Consider the following 15,184-nt stretch of genomic DNA (forward strand, 5'->3'; position numbering starts at 1 on the left):
TACGTGTCAAAATCAGCCAGCGCGGCCGAGTGTTTCAAGGAGTGCCGACTTGCTGATCGCCCCGAGATATCGGTTGTTCCGATCCGTCACCGGCACTGGCCATGGGCTTTCAGCGACACGCGTCAAAAGTCCGGAAAGTGGCGCGTCGGCCTGTATAGCGGCGGCGCTGTCAAGTTGATCATCACCCAATTTGAAACTGCCACTGGCAAGAGCATCACGCGTAACGACACCGCGATAAATCCTGTCGGCGTCAAGCAAAACGCCATATGTCTGTCCGCTTGCATCAAGACGCTCTAATGCCGAAGTCAACTGTGCTGGATCGAACATGATCATCTCGTCATCCCGAGCGACATCCGACGCCTTGAAAACGCGCGAAACATCAACATTGCGGAAGAATGAGCGGACGTAATCATTGGCAGGTGAAGAAACGATTTCGTTCGGCGTTCCAACCTGAACAACCTTGCCGTGCTGCATGATGCAGATACGGTCGCCTATTCGCATTGCCTCGTCGAGATCGTGACTCACGAAAATGATTGTGCGGCTGTTTTCGGCCTGAAGGCGTTTCAGCTCATCCTGCATCTCCGTGCGGATCAAAGGATCGAGCGCGGAGAAAGCTTCGTCCATCAGCAGGATTGTTGGCTCACTCGCCAGCGCTCTCGCGAGGCCGACACGTTGCTTCATGCCGCCCGAAAGCTGATCTGGCATACTATTGGCATAGGGTTCGAGCCCCACAGCGGCCAGCGCTTTCAATGCTTTCTCGTGGCGCTCGGCTTCACCCATTCCAGCCACTTCAAGACCGAAAGAGGCGTTGTTCAACACCGTGCGATTGGGAAGCAGCGCAAAAGACTGAAACACCATGCTCATGTCGCGGCGGCGAAGATCGATCAGCTCGCGTTTCGACATTTTGACAATGTCACGACCATCAACTTCGATGGAACCATCAGTCGGTTCGATAAGGCGGTTGAGCAGGCGCAGAAGTGTAGATTTACCTGAGCCTGAGAGGCCCATAATGACGAATACTTCACCCTCTTTAATATCGAAGGTCGCGTCATCTACGCCGATTGTAGCACCATGATCACTATGAATCTGGGCTTTTGATTTACCTGCACGCAATTCCTGCATTGCGCGCTCCGGATCGTCGCCGAAGACTTTAAACACGCCATTCAAGCTTATCTTTGTCTTAGCAGGCGACTTCATACTATCTTCCTTGTATAAAATACCATGCATTATGTTTAACCCCGCTGTGCAGGCAGGTTTAATCTCCTTTTTAACATCATTATTTCTTCATTCTTGCGCGAATTGGACATGCGCAACTTGCAGGCAGCGAACGACCCACAGAGAATGATTAGCGATTGGTGTGACGTATTTATATAGACCATTTCCCGACATGTCCACCCACAGTCATGGATTCATCTTTGCGCGACCCGTCCCCTTGTTTGTTTTTGATGGGTTGCGCGACGAAATATGCGGACTAACCGACACATCCGATTATCAGAAATAATCGGCTAGCCTGCCAATAATAGTAATCCTGTGAAAGCGCTGCACACGAGCGGGCTGCGACAAATATGCAATTAGCTGCGACATGAGGCAATTTAGTATTCGTAGAATATAATTTCTCTTAATTGCAGTAAATTTGTGTGATTATACTTTTGCCTTATCTGACGCCATTTGCCAGAAAAATGGGCGCAGATCAAGCGATCCGCGCCCATAAAATCCTCCCGTTCAAACCGGGCTGAATTAGCTATTAACCATATATCCAATGAAGCCCGTAATACGCCAACGCTCTCCGTGCCGACGGCAAAAATAAAGTGTCTGCCAATACAGCCGATCATGGGTTCCATCTGCTTTTTTGATCGTGCCATCGAACTTTTTGCGCGCGACAGCAACGTCGCCATTGATGTCAATGACGCCAAGATTCGTTGCGCGGAACACGCCGTCAGCCAGAGATTCGGCATATTCAGTCGCCGCACTCTCGGCAGCCTGGCGCAACCATTCATCGCGATAGGCGGTCAAGGTTGGAAAAGCCGCATCCCACTTATCAGGATTAGCCTCTCCATGCGCATGAATGCCCAAGAACCGCGCCTCATCAAAATCATCGGCAACAAGCGCCCAGTTTTGGCCTACAAATGCCTCGATATCGCGGCGCACGAGCATTTCCCAAATCTGCTCACGATCTTTGTCGCCTGCAAATGGATTGATGACTTCTTTCATACTCGCCCCCCCTAATTAATTCAGCTTTCCACGTGCAGCCACCGGCAAGATGTCGATAACATCATCGCCAGATATGAGATGCACCTCATCAAAGAGATTGGACACCACACAGACATGATCGGGAATGACCCGCACCTTGTCACCCACTTTCAACCCGGTAATATCGCCCTTAAGCGTACCATGTTCTTCACTTAGGCCTGTGACACGAGCATCAGTCCTCCCGGCCAGTTCTCCGAAATGAGCGAGACCGAGAGTGTCGCTTGAAAGCGCCTTGGAACCGGCATCGATAATCGCACGATCGGGTGTCGGGTGACTGACGATTGTTGACAGCACGGTCAATGCGCAGTCATCGAGCGTTGCCGCTCCCTTTGCGACTTGATAGCGGTCGAAATAAATATAAGTGCCAGGCCGATATTCCGTGATCACACTCTCCTTTGGAGAACGCCACATATCCGGCGTGCCGCCGCTTGAAATGGTTTCACATTGGATGTTGTTCGCAGCGAGGAGATCACGTGCCTGAACAAGCCATTGTTCAGCTTGTTCAGCTTTGCCCGTCGCCGGATAAGTCATCAACCCACCAAACCTGAGCCCCTTACTCTGCTCGATCTGACGCGCGAGTTCCAGCGCCTCTTCAGGTGTTTGAACACCGCAGCGCCCCATGCCGGTATCGCATTCGACCAATACAGTGAGCGGACGCCCTTCATTGTTAAACCGCGATACGAGTCCTTCGAGGCTCGTGGAGTTATCGACCGTGACGGAGATTGTGATGCGCTGATGAAGAGCATAGAGCCTGTCGAGCTTTTGCTTACCCAGAATATTATAGGGCAGGAAAATATCGACAATTCCCGCATCTGCCATAACCTCAGCCTCGCCAAGCTTCTGGCAGGTAATCCCCACAGCACCCGCTTCAAGCTGACGGCGCGCAAAGAACGGCAGTTTATGCGTTTTGATGTGCGGGCGAAGCTTTACGCCAATCGCATCAGCATGAGCCTGCGCTTTCTTGATGTTGGCCTGAACACGATTAACATCAATCAGAATAGCAGGCGTATCGATTTCGTGGACAGTTTTAGGCCGTGTCATTGGTCAGTCTCCCATCCGTCACCCATCAGTCACCTAGGGGCAAGCGCGGATCGTCTATCTTGAGTGTGTTCAAACTGTGCTTGATGCGGCGCAGGCTCTCAAGCACTTTCGGTCCATGAACTTCAGCCGTCGCAGTCGCGATCATGTCGAGTATTGCCATCAAAGCAAACCGCGACGATGTCGGCTTATACAAATTACCGTCTTCATCAGCTTGAAACGGAATGACCGTATTGGCTGCCTTTGCGAGGTCAGATCCTTGAGCGGTGATCGCCACAGTTTCCGCACCATATTGCCGGGCGACCAAAATCGCTTCGACCACAGAGCGGGCATAACCCGAAACCGAGAATGCAATTACCGTCGTATCTCGCGTCGCCACTGCTGCGTACATACGCTGCAACTGCCCATCCACCTGCGCCAGAACAGGAATACCCAGTCGGAACAGTCGATTTTGCAACTCTGTCGCCATCATAGAAGAAATGCCGCCCGAGCCTAAGCAAAGAACCGAGCCTGACACAGCTATCCGCTCGGCAATTTTCATGACGACAGACATATCCAGATTATCGCTGGCACGATGAATAGCCGCAACCGCCGCATCTGTAACTGCCGCAGCGATACGCGCCTCGCGAATATCGCGGGCGGGCGCTTCCGCCGTCAGATATTGACCACCAATTGCCAGTGCCTGTGCCAGAAAAAACTTGAAATCGCGCACACCGTCACAGCCCAGCCCACGACAGAACCGTGTGACTGTTGGCTCACTTACTTCAGCACGAGCCGCGATTTCAGATATGGCCGCCTTGGATGCATAATCAGGATCAGACAACACCAGTGCAGCCAGTCGACGGTCGGATTTCGACCCCTCCTGTGCTGCGGCATGAAGCCTTGTGATGATGTCCGCAACCTTGCTCATACGAGTTCTACAGCGGTAAACCGCTTTCCTTATCAAAGAGATGGATGTGTTCGGGCTTCGCCGTTACAGGGACTCGCTCTCCCGGTGCAAGGTGAATTCGCTCACGGAATACGGCCCGCACAGCTTCACCGGCAATTTTCCCGTAAACGTGGGTTTCTGGCCCTGTTGGTTCGACAACCTCAATAGCAAGCGTCAGCCCCTCGCCGTCTTTCGCGATGATGAAATTTTCCGGCCTGATACCCAGCTCCGCGCCACGCTCCGATGTCTTGCGTCCCGGCGTAGAAATCTCTTCGCCGTCAGTTGTGCGGAACTTGCCACCCTCGATCACAGCACCCGGAATGAAGCTCATTGACGGTGATCCGATGAACCCCGCCACAAATTTGTTTGCAGGTCGATCATACAGTTCAAGCGGTGCACCGATCTGCTGAATCTTACCCTGATTCATAACAACGATGCGGTCGGCCATGGTCATGGCTTCGATCTGATCATGTGTCACATAGATTACCGTTGATTTCAGCCGATGATGCAGCGCCTTGATTTCAGTACGCATCTGTACTCGAAGCTGAGCATCCAGATTGGACAAGGGTTCATCGAACAGGAACACTGATGGTTCGCGTACAATTGCCCGGCCCATAGCAACACGCTGTCGCTGACCACCTGAAAGCTGGCGCGGATAGCGGTCGAGATAAGAGTGTAAATTGAGAATCGATGCAGCTTTGTCCACCTTTGTTGCTGTGGTCGAGCTATCCTCGCCCCGAATGCGTGGGCCAAAACCGATATTCTCTCGTGCCGTCATATGCGGAAACAACGCATAAGACTGGAACACCATCGCGATATTGCGTTTTTGCGGTGGCAGTTCATTGGCGCGTTCGCCGCCAATGATCAGATCACCGCCGGAAATTGGCTCCAGTCCCGCGACCATACGTAAAAGTGTGGACTTACCACAGCCGGATGGACCAACGAGGACGAGAAACTCGCCATCCTCAATCTCCAGATCAACGCGATCCAGAACATTCATCTGTCCGAAAGATTTGGTAATTCCACGCAGGGAAACATTTTTCATCACTCAGTTCCCACCTAAGATATCTTCAATAAAAGGCCTGCAACCGGCCATCAATCCGGCATCAACGGGCAGAATTGTGCCGGTTATGCCGGACGCCCGGTCAGATGCGAGAAAGGCAACCGCTTCGGCCACCTCATTAACGTTGACAATACGGCCCAGCGGATAAAGACGCTTGAGCTTATCGAAAACGGCAGGGTCATTCTTGATGCGATGATCCCATGCCGGTGTATGGATTGAGCCAGGGCACACCACATTGGCGCGCAATCCCTGTTGCCCATATTCAACTGCAAGAGCGCGTGCGAAAGCGTTTATGCCGGCCTTGGCTGCCGCATAGGCTGGATTGCCGAAATGCGAAAGCGAGTTAACCGAGGATATAAAGACAAAAGCACCACAGCCATTGGCCGCCATCTTCTGTGCAAGCGCTGCAGAAAACGAACAGACCCCAGTGAGATTGAGATCAATCTCCTGATTGATTCGCGCCTGATCAAGCTCTTCAAATGATTCAGCCCGGGTCCATCCGGCATTGTTGACAACAATATCAGGCACGCCGTCGGCATCTGTAATGGTGTTTACGGCAGACTGCAGCGAGTTGCGGTCAAGCAGGTCAAATGCATGACGACTGTAAAGATTATCAGCCTGCATGACTTCCAGAGTGGAATCACAGCCGATAATTTTTGCCCCGCGCGATGAAAATATTTTCACAAGCGCAGTGCCGACACCGCCCCCGGCACCGGTAATCAATACGGATTTTCCGGCAAATTCGCCTGAATGCTCCACTCTCTTCCCCTTTTAAAGCACTTTTCGCGCATACTTATTCAGGCCAGCCTAAAAGTGAAAATGTAAGTTTGCAACAAAACTTTTTACTTGAAAGCGCAAAATTTGCCGATAATGTAAGAAAATAACAAAAATTAAGACGTCTTCACATGAAGCATGGGCAAACAAGGGAACGGGAAAATGTCTATCAATAAATGGAAGGCCGGCCTTTTGGCTGGATTGAGCATTCTGGCACTTGGTTCAGCCGCACAGGCCGGCGAAGTGCGTATGACGGTCGCTGAGTACAGCTCGAAGACCGGCCCATATTTTGAGGAAGTAAAGAAGGCTTTTGAAGCCGCAAACCCCGGCATCACGCTTAATTTTGAAGTCGTGCCATGGGACGTACTTCTGCAGAAACTGACCACCGACATTTCAGCTGGCACCAATGCCGATCTTTCGATCATTGGTACGCGCTGGCTGATCGACTTCGTACAGCAGGGCATCGCGGAGCCGCTTGACGGCTATATGGACGATGCATTCAAGGGTCGTTTCATCGAAACATTCCTGTCGCCTTCGGTGCTGGAAGACAAGACATACGGCCTGCCGATCGCAGCATCTGCACGCGCTATGTACTACAACAAGGATCTGCTGGAGAAAGCTGGCGTCGCCAACCCTCCTGCAAACTGGGATGAAGTCAAAGCTGCTGCTGAAAAGATCAAAGCGCTTGGTGGTGAAAACTATGGTTTCGGCCTTCAGGGCAAAGAAATCGAAACTGACGTTTATTACTATTACGCGATGTGGTCACAGGGTGCGGAAATCCTCAACAAGGATGGCACTTCAGGCCTGAGCACGCCGGGCGCTCTTGAAGCAGCCAAGCTCTATAAGTCGATGATTGATGGCGGCCTGACACAACCGGGTGTCACCTCCTATGCTCGTGAAGATGTGCAGAATCTCTTCAAGCAGGGCAAGGTCGGCATGATGATCACTGCGCCGTTCCTGTCGAACCAGATCAAGGAAGAAGCACCAAATCTGAAATATGGTGTGACTGCAATTCCTGCCGGTCCAACGGGTGCTCGTGGCACTTATGGCGTAACGGACTCCGTTATCATGTTCCAGAACTCGAAGAACAAGGAAGAGGCCTGGAAAGTTCTCGACTTCCTGTTCCAGACAGAATGGCGCGCCAAGTTTACACAGGGTGAAGGCTTCCTGCCTGTAAACAAGGAAGAAGCGAAGATGGATTATTACGTCAATAATGCCGATCTCGCTGCTTTCACTGCCCTGCTTCCTGATGCGCGCTTTGCGCCAATCATTCCGGGTTGGGAAGAAATCGCCGATATCACGTCCAATGCGATGCAGAGCATCTATCTTGGTCAGGGCGAACCGGAAGCTGTTCTTAAGGAAGCTGCCGCCAAGGCGGATGCAATCCTGAAGAAGTAATCCCATCACCCCGGCAGCGGACGGAAACTGTAGACAGTTTAAACTGTTCTGCTGCCGGGTCCCTTTTATTCCGTGGAATTTTTGGCCGATGCAAAATCGCACCCTGCCCTATTTTCTGATCTTGCCAAGCCTGCTGCTGGCTGCGGTAGTGATCTTCTGGCCGGTCGTGCATCTCTTTGAGATCGCCACCCATGATGTGAACCGTTTCGGGCAATTGCGCGATTTCAACGATGGTGCAAACTTCACAGCCCTTTTCGCATCACCCGATTTTCTGAATGCATTGTGGCGAACAGCCGTATGGACCGTAGCCGTTGTCGGCGGTGCCCTTGTCGTATCGATACCAGTCGCGATCATCCTGAATATGGATTTTTACGGTCGATCCGTCGCACGCGTCATCGTTATGCTGCCATGGGCTGTCTCTTTGACCATGACGGCAATTGTCTGGCGCTGGGCGCTGAACGGCGAAAGCGGAATGCTTAACTCCGCACTGCGCAATCTCGGCATTATCGACAGCAATATTCAGTGGCTGGCCAGCGCCACGACTGCCTTTCCAATGCAGATTCTCGTGGGCATCTTGGTAACAGTGCCATTCACAACCACGATCTTTCTCGGTGGCCTCTCTTCCATTCCAGACGATCTCTACGAAGCATCGTCATTGGAGGGAGCCAATCTCTGGCAGCAGTTTCGTGAAATCACCTTGCCGCTACTCAAGCCATTCGTGAACATCGCAATCGTGCTCAACACGATCTATGTGTTCAATTCGTTCCCGATCATTTGGGTAATGACCCAGGGCGGACCGGCAAACACGACAGATATTCTCGTGACTCACCTTTACAAGCTGGCTTTCAGGCTCGGAAAACTCGGTGAAGCCTCGGCGGTCTCGCTGATCATGCTCGCCATCCTTCTGGTTTTCACAGCCTTCTATATCCGGCTATCCATGCGGAGCGAACGCACATGATCGCATCCAAAATCAAACGCACCATCCTTGCCTGGATCATTCTCGCTCCGCTGATCGTGCTGACGCTGTTTCCTTTTGCGGTCATGTTTTTGACCGCAGTTAAGCCACCTCAGGAAGTCCTGTCGCCAACATGGTGGCCAAGCGAATTCCGCTGGCAGAATTTCTCTGAAATGTGGGTGCGAACCGGCTTTGGCAATGCATTGCTGAACTCGTTCTATGTATCGGTCATCGCTTCCGTTGGAGCGATCATCGTGTCCATTCCAGCGGCCTACGCCATGTCACGCTTTCGCTTTGCGGGCCACGGCGCATTCCGTCAGTTCCTGCTCATTTCGCAGATGATATCGCCAATCGTGCTGGTGCTTGGCCTGTTCCGCCTGCTTGCAGCTTACGGATTGATCGAGAGTGTTACGGCGGTTGGCGCGATTTACATGGCCTTCAACATCGCCTTCACTGTCTGGATGCTACAGAGCTATTTTGACACCATTCCAAAAGACCTTGAAGAAGCGTCATGGATGGAAGGAGCTGGCCGCTTCAAAACGCTCGTCAAAGTGTTCCTGCCGCTCTGCATACCGGCCATCGCCGTAACCGCGATCTTCACTTTCATCAATGCATGGAACGAATTCGTGGTGGCGCTTACCATGTTGCGCAGTCAGAGCAGCTATACGCTTCCAATCCAGGTTTTCTCGTTGGTGGCGGGCCGCTACACCGTTGAATGGCACTATGTCATGGCCGCAACACTCGTCGCCACTCTACCCGTCGCAATCCTATTCATATGGCTGCAGCGTTACCTCATCAAAGGTCTTTCGCTCGGCGCTGTAAAATAAGCGGAGTTCAACATGTCCAAGAAACAGGCATTCGGCGCATCACATGTGCCGCTTTCTCCCGCCGTGCGCGCTGGCGACACCGTCTATATTTCCGGTCAGGTGCCTATGGGAGCAAATGGCAGGATTGTCGAAGGCGGCATCGAAGCGCAAACCGCGCAGGTGCTCGAAAACGTCAAAGCAGCATTAGCCCTTGCAGGGGCTGGCATGGAAGACGTCGTCAAGACGACCATCTGGCTCGAAGATGCGCGTGATTTCGGGCGTATGAATGCGGTTTATGCAACCTATTTCCCGAAAGACCCTCCAGCACGCACAACGGTCGAATCCCGTCTGATGATTGACATCAAGATCGAGATTGAAGCCATCGCTTACGCACCGCAAAAATAACCCAGGCAGACCATATGCGTATTTTCACCGCGTCGCTTGCTACTGAAACCAACACCTTTTCGCCCGTACCAACCGACCGCGCGTCGTTTGAAATGGCTTTCTATGCGGCACCGGGCAAACACCCTGATACTCCGACGCTGTGTTCATCGCCAATTGTTGCATTGCGCAAGCGAGCGGCTGCGGAAGGGCTGACCGTTATCGAAGGCACCGCCACATGGGCGGAACCGGGCGGCTTGTTGCAGAAACAAGCCTTTGAAGAACTGCGCGATGAAATCCTCGACCAATTGAAAGCTGCAATGCCGGTAGATGCCGTCGTGCTTGGCCTGCACGGAGCCATGGTTGCGCAAGGCTATGATGATTGCGAAGGCGATTTGCTGGAACGGGTGCGTGCAATCGTGGGACCTGACATTCTGGTCGCCAGCGAGTTCGATCCGCATAGTCATCTCACGCAAAAGCGGGTGGAAAACCTGAATATTTACGCTGCCTTCCTCGAATTTCCTCATACGGATTTCTATGAGCGCGGTGAACATGTCGTGTCTATGGCGCTTGACACATTGAAGGGCAAAATCAAGCCCGTCATTTCTACCTTTGACTGCCGCATGATCGGGGTTTTCCCGACAAGCAAAGAACCCATGCGCTCATTTATCGATCGCATAAAGGCCATGCATGGCAAGGACGGCATACTTTCCATCTCGGTTATTCATGGTTTCATGGCGGCAGATGTCCCTGAAATGGGGACACGTATTCTTGTCGTCACTGATAACGACCGCGCAAAAGGCGATGCGCTCGCAGAAAAACTGGGGCGAGAGCTTATTGGTATGCGTGAGCAGACATTGATGACCATGTACGATATCGACGATGGCATCGACCGTGCGATTGCAGCACATACCGTCAACCCTGCAAAGCCTGCCGTGATTGCCGATGTATGGGATAATCCAGGTGGTGGTGTTGCGGGCGACGGCACGCATATTCTGCGCAGGCTGATAGAGCGCAACATCCAGAAAGCCGCGGTTGCGACCATTTGGGATACACTGGCCGTCACTTTTTGCCACGCGGCAGGCGAAGGCGCAGTCATCGATCTGCGTATAGGCGGCAAATCTGGTCCGCAAGCCGGAGAGCCGATTGATGCGCGCGTTACGGTGATGAAAGTTTTGCCCGAAGGCTGGCAGAGCTTTGGCCTTAGTCGCGTCACGCTCGGACCTTCGGCAGTCGTGCGAATTGAGGGGACAGAGATAGATGTCATTCTCAACACCAACCGCACGCAAACATTCGAGCCGGATATTTTCTCCAATATCGGCATTGATCCGATGCTAAAAGACATTCTGGTCGTCAAATCAACCAATCATTTTCATGCGGGATTTGCGCCGATTGCGGCCGAGATCATCTATGTCGACGCACCGAGTTCTTATCCGGTCAATCCAAGAGCTACGAATTACCAAAAAATGACGCGGCCAATATGGCCGCGTGTCGATAACCCTTGGTAATAGAATTAGAGCATTTCCAGCAAAAGTGCGAAGCGGTTTTGCGTCGGATAATGCGAAAAAACAAAGAGATAGAGCATTTCCAATGATTCAAGAAAAACAGGAAATGCCCTAGAAAGCGCGGGAAATTGCCCGCGCTTTACTTTTTAGTGCGCCAGGAATGTTGAGATCATAGGCACGTATGTAATCAGAGCCAACAAAATAAACAGCCCCAGATACATACTGAAAGCCTGACGGGTGAAATCGCCCACTCTGACCTTCGCAATATTACACACCATCAGCATGACCGTACCAACCGGTGGTGTCAGCGTACCAATCGACAGATTCACAATGACGATAATACCGAAATGTACCGGATCAATACCAAGCGCCTTTACGGTTGGCATCAGGAGCGGCACCAGAACGATCATCAGGGCAGTGCCCTCAATCAGCGCACCGAGCACGAGCAGGATCACATTGACTGCCAACAGAAACGCATAGGGATTGCTGGTGAAAGAGGAGATCAGCTGCATCAGCGACTGTCCGGCTTGCTCAAGCGAGAACACCCAGGCAAGTGCTGACGACGCCATGATAACCAGCATGACCGAAGCTGTGGACTTGGCAGTTTCGATCAGGGAATCCACCACATGCGATACGCGCATTTCGCGATAGATCACAAAACCGATAATCAGCACCAGAGTAACCGCTACAGCACCGGCTTCTGTCGGCGTGAAGATGTTGAGGCGAATACCACCAATGATTGCAAGCAAAAGCACGACAGCAGGCCAGGCAGAGGCAAGTGTGGATGCAACCTCGGCACCGCTCATTCGCTTCTCGCGACTTGGCTTGTAGCCACGCTTCACGGAGGTGATATAAGCAGCAAACATCAGGATGACGGCACCGAGAATACCCGGAATGACACCGGCCATGAACATCTTGCCGATGGAAACGTCCGCAATCAGGCCGTAGATGATCAGCGCAATGCCCGGAGGAATGATCGGAGTGATAAGCGAACCAGCTGCTGTGACCGCACATGAGAATGCCTTGTCATAGCCACGCTTGACCATTTCCGGCACCATCATGCGGGTCAACATGGCGCTGTCTGCTAGATTGGATGCACTGACACCGCCCATCAGGGTCGAAACCATGATGTTGGTAAGCGCCATGCCGCCGCGCATACGGCCAACCAGAATATCCGCAACTTTGATCAAACGCTCGGCAATGCCCGTATGCGACATCACTGTGCCGAGCATGATGAAGAACGGAATAGCAAGCAGCGACGTGTTCTGGGCAGGGCTGATGAACCGCTGAACTGCGATTGCAATCGGCATCTGATTGAAGAAGATAAAATAGGTAAAGACCGCAATCAGAATGGCCACGTAAAGGCGCATGTTGAGCGCGATCAACGCCAGCATGATGAGAACGATGGTGGTCAGGTTCATGCCTTGCCTCCCGCAAAAGCGGCGCGCAAGGTTTTAAAAGCGCCAGTAAACATATAAAGAGCGATGATGACGAAACCGACAGGCACTGCGATATCGATCCAGTAATAGGAAATCCGCAGCACGTCAGTCACCTTGAACTGAGCCGCAACCGACAGCTTGTATCCGGCATAGGACACATAGAGCAGAAACAAACCAGAAAGGATCGAGATGATTGAATTAATCACATCGCGGGTCTTTTCAGGCAAAATCTCTACAAGCATCGGAATAGCAAGATGCTGATTGTCTCGTTCCGCTGCGACACTGCCAAGCATGATGATCCAGATCATCAGCAAGCCGGAAATTTCTTCCGTCCATTGCAGTGGCTGGTGCAACCAATAGCGCATCACCACCGCCACATTAAACAGCGCGAGCAGAATGAACAGCGGAGCGGCTGCAAGCCAGTCGATCAGTTTTTCAAAAAGTTTCATCGGATTAAATTCCATAATCGAGCCATGCCGCAGTAAGACTGCGACATGGCAATATCCGAATTAAGATGGATCAGTTCTTCAGCTCTTCTTTGATCTTTTCGTAAAGACCTGGCGACCATTCTGGGAACTGCGTGTAGACCTTTTCAGCAAGCGCCTTGAAAGGAGCACGGTCGACTTCAATCACCTCGACACCGGCTTCCTTCATCTTTTCGATCATTTCATTGTCTTTTTCGATCGTCAGCTTCTGGCTGTAGAGACCTGCATCATATGCGGACTCATGGATCATCTTGAGCTGATCTTCCGGCAGCGTCGAGAAAAAGGCTTCACCGCCGACAATTAGAGCGACGTTGGTCAGATAGCCGACCTTGCTCAGATACTTGGCTTCTTCCTGGAACTTCTGGCCGTAAAGAACCGAAATCGGGTTCTCAACGCCATCAATCACGCCCTGCGCGAGCGCTGGGAAGGTTTCGCCCAGAGGCATCGGCGTCGGTGTTGCACCCATAGCTTCAAAGGTTTTGATCTGCATGACGTTGTTAGGCACGCGGATCTTCATACCCTTGAGGTCTTCCGGCGTACGGATAGGCTTCTTGGAAATGATCTGGCGAATACCGTAAAGATAGTTCGGCATTACGATGTGAATGCCCTTCTTTTTCAGTTCTTCGCTCTTCTCCTTGAACCAGGGACCGTCATAAACCTTGAAAAGCTGTGCCGGATCATCGGTCAGGAACGGACCGTAGAGCACGCCGAGGTCTGGGTCATATTCGGCCAGAAAGCCGACGTCGGAAATGGTCACGACGTTGAGGCCCATCATGGCCTGCTCGGTCACATCTTTCTTGGAGCCGAGCTGCGAACTTGGATAAAGCTCAAGCGTGATTTCGCCATTGCTGCGCTTTGCGAGATCGTCTTTCCAATAATGCATAACCTGATCAAAAGGCTCGCCGGGATTGTTTTCATAGGCAACCTTGATCGAGACATTCGCAGCATATGCAGCGATGCTTCCAGCCAGCAACATGCCAGCCGCGATCGCGCCGGTAACAAACTTCTTCATGGGTATCCTCCCGTTAGGGTCCTCAACTTATGGCCTTAAGGCCGGTTTCCTCCGCATCATCTCCATGCCGTTCCTTCCCTGGCACGGAGATGCGCTTCGATTTCAGTAACGTTCGATGATGATCTTCAGAACGTTGCGGTCGCCATCCCAATAAGGCAGCGCCTGTTCGGCATCCTCAAAGGGGAACACCTTCGAGATAAGCTGGTCGGCGTCGTTCCCCAGCTTTTCCAGATGCGCGATAACGGCTTCGAAATCAGTGAGTGTCGCATTGCGCGATCCCATGATGTCGAGTTCTTTGAGATTGAAGAATTGGGTCTGATAGGTCACCGGCGATTTGGAATAGCCGACATAAACAACCCGACCGGCAAAGCCCGTCAGATCAACAGCCTGCGTGAAGGTAATCGGCAATCCGACAGCTTCAAAGGCCACATCAACGCCATCGTCGTTGGTCAGTTCTTGCACCTTGGCAACGACATCCTCGCCACCCGGAAGAGCATGCGTTGCGCCTAACTTCAGAGCCAGTTCACGCTTTTCCGCACTTGGATCAATCGCGATAACCTTGGCACCACGTGCAACCGCACCAATGAGCACGCCCATGCCGATCATGCCACAGCCAAGAACCGCGACCGTATCACCAGCCTGAACGCGTCCGCGTTCTACCGCATGAAAACCAACCGAAAGCGGTTCGACCAGTGCGAGATGACGCGGCGCAAGCGTATCATTCAGGATCAGCTTTTCGGCAGGCAGTACGATCTGTTCTGCCAGTCCACCATTCTGCTGAACACCGAGCGTCTTGTTGTAACGGCAGGCATTCAATCTGCCTTTTCGGCACGACGAGCAGGTGCCGCAATTGGTGTAAGGCAGCACGATAACGCGCTTGCCCTTGGCGTAGGCAGCACTCACGCCCTCACCTGCCTCGATGATCTCGCCACCAATTTCGTGACCCGGAATACGGGGAAGTTCCACGAGTGGATTTAGCCCTTTGAACGTATTCAGATCGCTGCCGCAAAGTCCCACGTGACGCACGCTGATACGGACATGGCCCGGCAGAAGTGGTGCTTCGGGAATTTCAGCAAAACGGGTAACGTTTTCGCTCTCGATACGCAGAGCTTTGACCATCAGAATATTCCTGTCATTTTTATTGCATGGG

At 52.3% G+C, this 15,184-nt stretch carries 15 protein-coding genes; 5 read left to right on the forward strand and 10 right to left on the reverse strand.

All coding sequences use genetic code 11. From position 1 onward, the window contains the following. Positions 1 to 12 precede the first annotated feature (12 nt). The 6 genes from proV to ACSME1_RS18195 all read right to left on the reverse strand — a co-directional run bounded on the left by proV (position 13) and on the right by ACSME1_RS18195 (position 6,038). A complete protein-coding gene (proV, locus tag ACSME1_RS18170; protein WP_435655140.1) occupies positions 13 to 1,197 on the reverse strand; it encodes a glycine betaine/L-proline ABC transporter ATP-binding protein ProV in 1,185 nt (394 codons plus the stop codon). Positions 1,198 to 1,737: 540 nt separating this feature from the next. Further along, positions 1,738 to 2,211, reverse strand: coding sequence for a hypothetical protein (locus ACSME1_RS18175; RefSeq protein WP_435655141.1), 474 nt, complete (start codon positions 2,209 to 2,211; stop codon positions 1,738 to 1,740). A gap of 15 nt (positions 2,212 to 2,226) precedes the next feature. Then, positions 2,227 to 3,291, reverse strand: coding sequence for a D-TA family PLP-dependent enzyme (locus ACSME1_RS18180; protein ID WP_435655142.1), 1,065 nt, complete (start codon positions 3,289 to 3,291; stop codon positions 2,227 to 2,229). A gap of 25 nt (positions 3,292 to 3,316) precedes the next feature. Further along, entirely contained in the window at positions 3,317 to 4,198 is an 882-nt protein-coding gene (locus ACSME1_RS18185) for a MurR/RpiR family transcriptional regulator (RefSeq protein WP_024896369.1), read from the reverse strand. Positions 4,199 to 4,205: 7 nt separating this feature from the next. Then, complete coding sequence (locus ACSME1_RS18190; protein ID WP_100556919.1) at positions 4,206 to 5,261, reverse strand: ABC transporter ATP-binding protein; 1,056 nt, start codon at positions 5,259 to 5,261, stop codon at positions 4,206 to 4,208. A 3-nt stretch (positions 5,262 to 5,264) separates the two neighbouring features. Further along, complete coding sequence (locus ACSME1_RS18195; protein WP_435655143.1) at positions 5,265 to 6,038, reverse strand: SDR family oxidoreductase; 774 nt, start codon at positions 6,036 to 6,038, stop codon at positions 5,265 to 5,267. Between the two features lie 177 nt (positions 6,039 to 6,215). Here ACSME1_RS18195 and ACSME1_RS18200 point away from each other — a divergent pair, with 177 nt between their 5' ends. The 5 genes from ACSME1_RS18200 to ACSME1_RS18220 all read left to right on the forward strand — a co-directional run bounded on the left by ACSME1_RS18200 (position 6,216) and on the right by ACSME1_RS18220 (position 11,101). Next, positions 6,216 to 7,451 (forward strand): ABC transporter substrate-binding protein, encoded by a 1,236-nt coding sequence (locus tag ACSME1_RS18200; RefSeq protein ID WP_024896372.1) that lies wholly within the window; start codon positions 6,216 to 6,218, stop codon positions 7,449 to 7,451. 88 nt (positions 7,452 to 7,539) lie between these two features. Next, positions 7,540 to 8,409 carry a carbohydrate ABC transporter permease gene (locus ACSME1_RS18205; RefSeq protein ID WP_435655144.1) on the forward strand — a complete coding sequence of 290 codons (870 nt, stop codon included), beginning with the start codon at positions 7,540 to 7,542 and terminating at the stop codon, positions 8,407 to 8,409. Continuing rightward, entirely contained in the window at positions 8,406 to 9,233 is an 828-nt protein-coding gene (locus ACSME1_RS18210) for a carbohydrate ABC transporter permease (protein WP_024896374.1), read from the forward strand. The genes ACSME1_RS18205 and ACSME1_RS18210 overlap by 4 nt, the downstream gene beginning before the upstream one ends. Before the next feature lie 12 nt (positions 9,234 to 9,245). Continuing rightward, a complete protein-coding gene (locus ACSME1_RS18215) occupies positions 9,246 to 9,617 on the forward strand; it encodes a RidA family protein (protein WP_024896375.1) in 372 nt (123 codons plus the stop codon). A 14-nt stretch (positions 9,618 to 9,631) separates the two neighbouring features. Further along, entirely contained in the window at positions 9,632 to 11,101 is a 1,470-nt protein-coding gene (locus ACSME1_RS18220; protein WP_435655145.1) for a M81 family metallopeptidase, read from the forward strand. Between the two features lie 143 nt (positions 11,102 to 11,244). Here ACSME1_RS18220 and ACSME1_RS18225 read toward each other — a convergent pair whose 3' ends face one another. The 4 genes from ACSME1_RS18225 to ACSME1_RS18240 all read right to left on the reverse strand — a co-directional run bounded on the left by ACSME1_RS18225 (position 11,245) and on the right by ACSME1_RS18240 (position 15,153). Then, entirely contained in the window at positions 11,245 to 12,519 is a 1,275-nt protein-coding gene (locus tag ACSME1_RS18225) for a TRAP transporter large permease (RefSeq protein ID WP_111787071.1), read from the reverse strand. Next, positions 12,516 to 12,986, reverse strand: coding sequence for a TRAP transporter small permease (locus ACSME1_RS18230; RefSeq protein ID WP_424576781.1), 471 nt, complete (start codon positions 12,984 to 12,986; stop codon positions 12,516 to 12,518). Before ACSME1_RS18230 ends, ACSME1_RS18225 begins: the two co-directional genes overlap by 4 nt. 70 nt (positions 12,987 to 13,056) lie before the next feature. Next, complete coding sequence (locus ACSME1_RS18235) at positions 13,057 to 14,034, reverse strand: C4-dicarboxylate TRAP transporter substrate-binding protein (RefSeq protein ID WP_207489007.1); 978 nt, start codon at positions 14,032 to 14,034, stop codon at positions 13,057 to 13,059. A gap of 102 nt (positions 14,035 to 14,136) precedes the next feature. Then, complete coding sequence (locus ACSME1_RS18240) at positions 14,137 to 15,153, reverse strand: zinc-binding alcohol dehydrogenase family protein (RefSeq protein ID WP_435655146.1); 1,017 nt, start codon at positions 15,151 to 15,153, stop codon at positions 14,137 to 14,139. Between the last annotated feature and the right edge of the window lie 31 nt (positions 15,154 to 15,184).

Origin of the sequence: Brucella pituitosa (genome assembly GCF_965577835.1) — a bacterium.
Classification (GTDB): domain Bacteria; phylum Pseudomonadota; class Alphaproteobacteria; order Rhizobiales; family Rhizobiaceae; genus Brucella; species Brucella pituitosa.

Coding starts and splice junctions, on each gene's coding strand:
- proV (WP_435655140.1), bottom strand. CDS start 1,197: ATGAAGTCGCCTGCTAAGACAAAGATAAGCTTGAATGGCGTGTTTAAA.
- ACSME1_RS18175 (WP_435655141.1), bottom strand. CDS start 2,211: ATGAAAGAAGTCATCAATCCATTTGCAGGCGACAAAGATCGTGAGCAG.
- ACSME1_RS18180 (WP_435655142.1), bottom strand. CDS start 3,291: ATGACACGGCCTAAAACTGTCCACGAAATCGATACGCCTGCTATTCTG.
- ACSME1_RS18185 (WP_024896369.1), bottom strand. CDS start 4,198: ATGAGCAAGGTTGCGGACATCATCACAAGGCTTCATGCCGCAGCACAG.
- ACSME1_RS18190 (WP_100556919.1), bottom strand. CDS start 5,261: ATGAAAAATGTTTCCCTGCGTGGAATTACCAAATCTTTCGGACAGATG.
- ACSME1_RS18200 (WP_024896372.1), top strand. CDS start 6,216: ATGTCTATCAATAAATGGAAGGCCGGCCTTTTGGCTGGATTGAGCATT.
- ACSME1_RS18205 (WP_435655144.1), top strand. CDS start 7,540: ATGCAAAATCGCACCCTGCCCTATTTTCTGATCTTGCCAAGCCTGCTG.
- ACSME1_RS18210 (WP_024896374.1), top strand. CDS start 8,406: ATGATCGCATCCAAAATCAAACGCACCATCCTTGCCTGGATCATTCTC.
- ACSME1_RS18215 (WP_024896375.1), top strand. CDS start 9,246: ATGTCCAAGAAACAGGCATTCGGCGCATCACATGTGCCGCTTTCTCCC.
- ACSME1_RS18220 (WP_435655145.1), top strand. CDS start 9,632: ATGCGTATTTTCACCGCGTCGCTTGCTACTGAAACCAACACCTTTTCG.
- ACSME1_RS18225 (WP_111787071.1), bottom strand. CDS start 12,519: ATGAACCTGACCACCATCGTTCTCATCATGCTGGCGTTGATCGCGCTC.
- ACSME1_RS18230 (WP_424576781.1), bottom strand. CDS start 12,986: ATGAAACTTTTTGAAAAACTGATCGACTGGCTTGCAGCCGCTCCGCTG.
- ACSME1_RS18235 (WP_207489007.1), bottom strand. CDS start 14,034: ATGAAGAAGTTTGTTACCGGCGCGATCGCGGCTGGCATGTTGCTGGCT.
- ACSME1_RS18240 (WP_435655146.1), bottom strand. CDS start 15,153: ATGGTCAAAGCTCTGCGTATCGAGAGCGAAAACGTTACCCGTTTTGCT.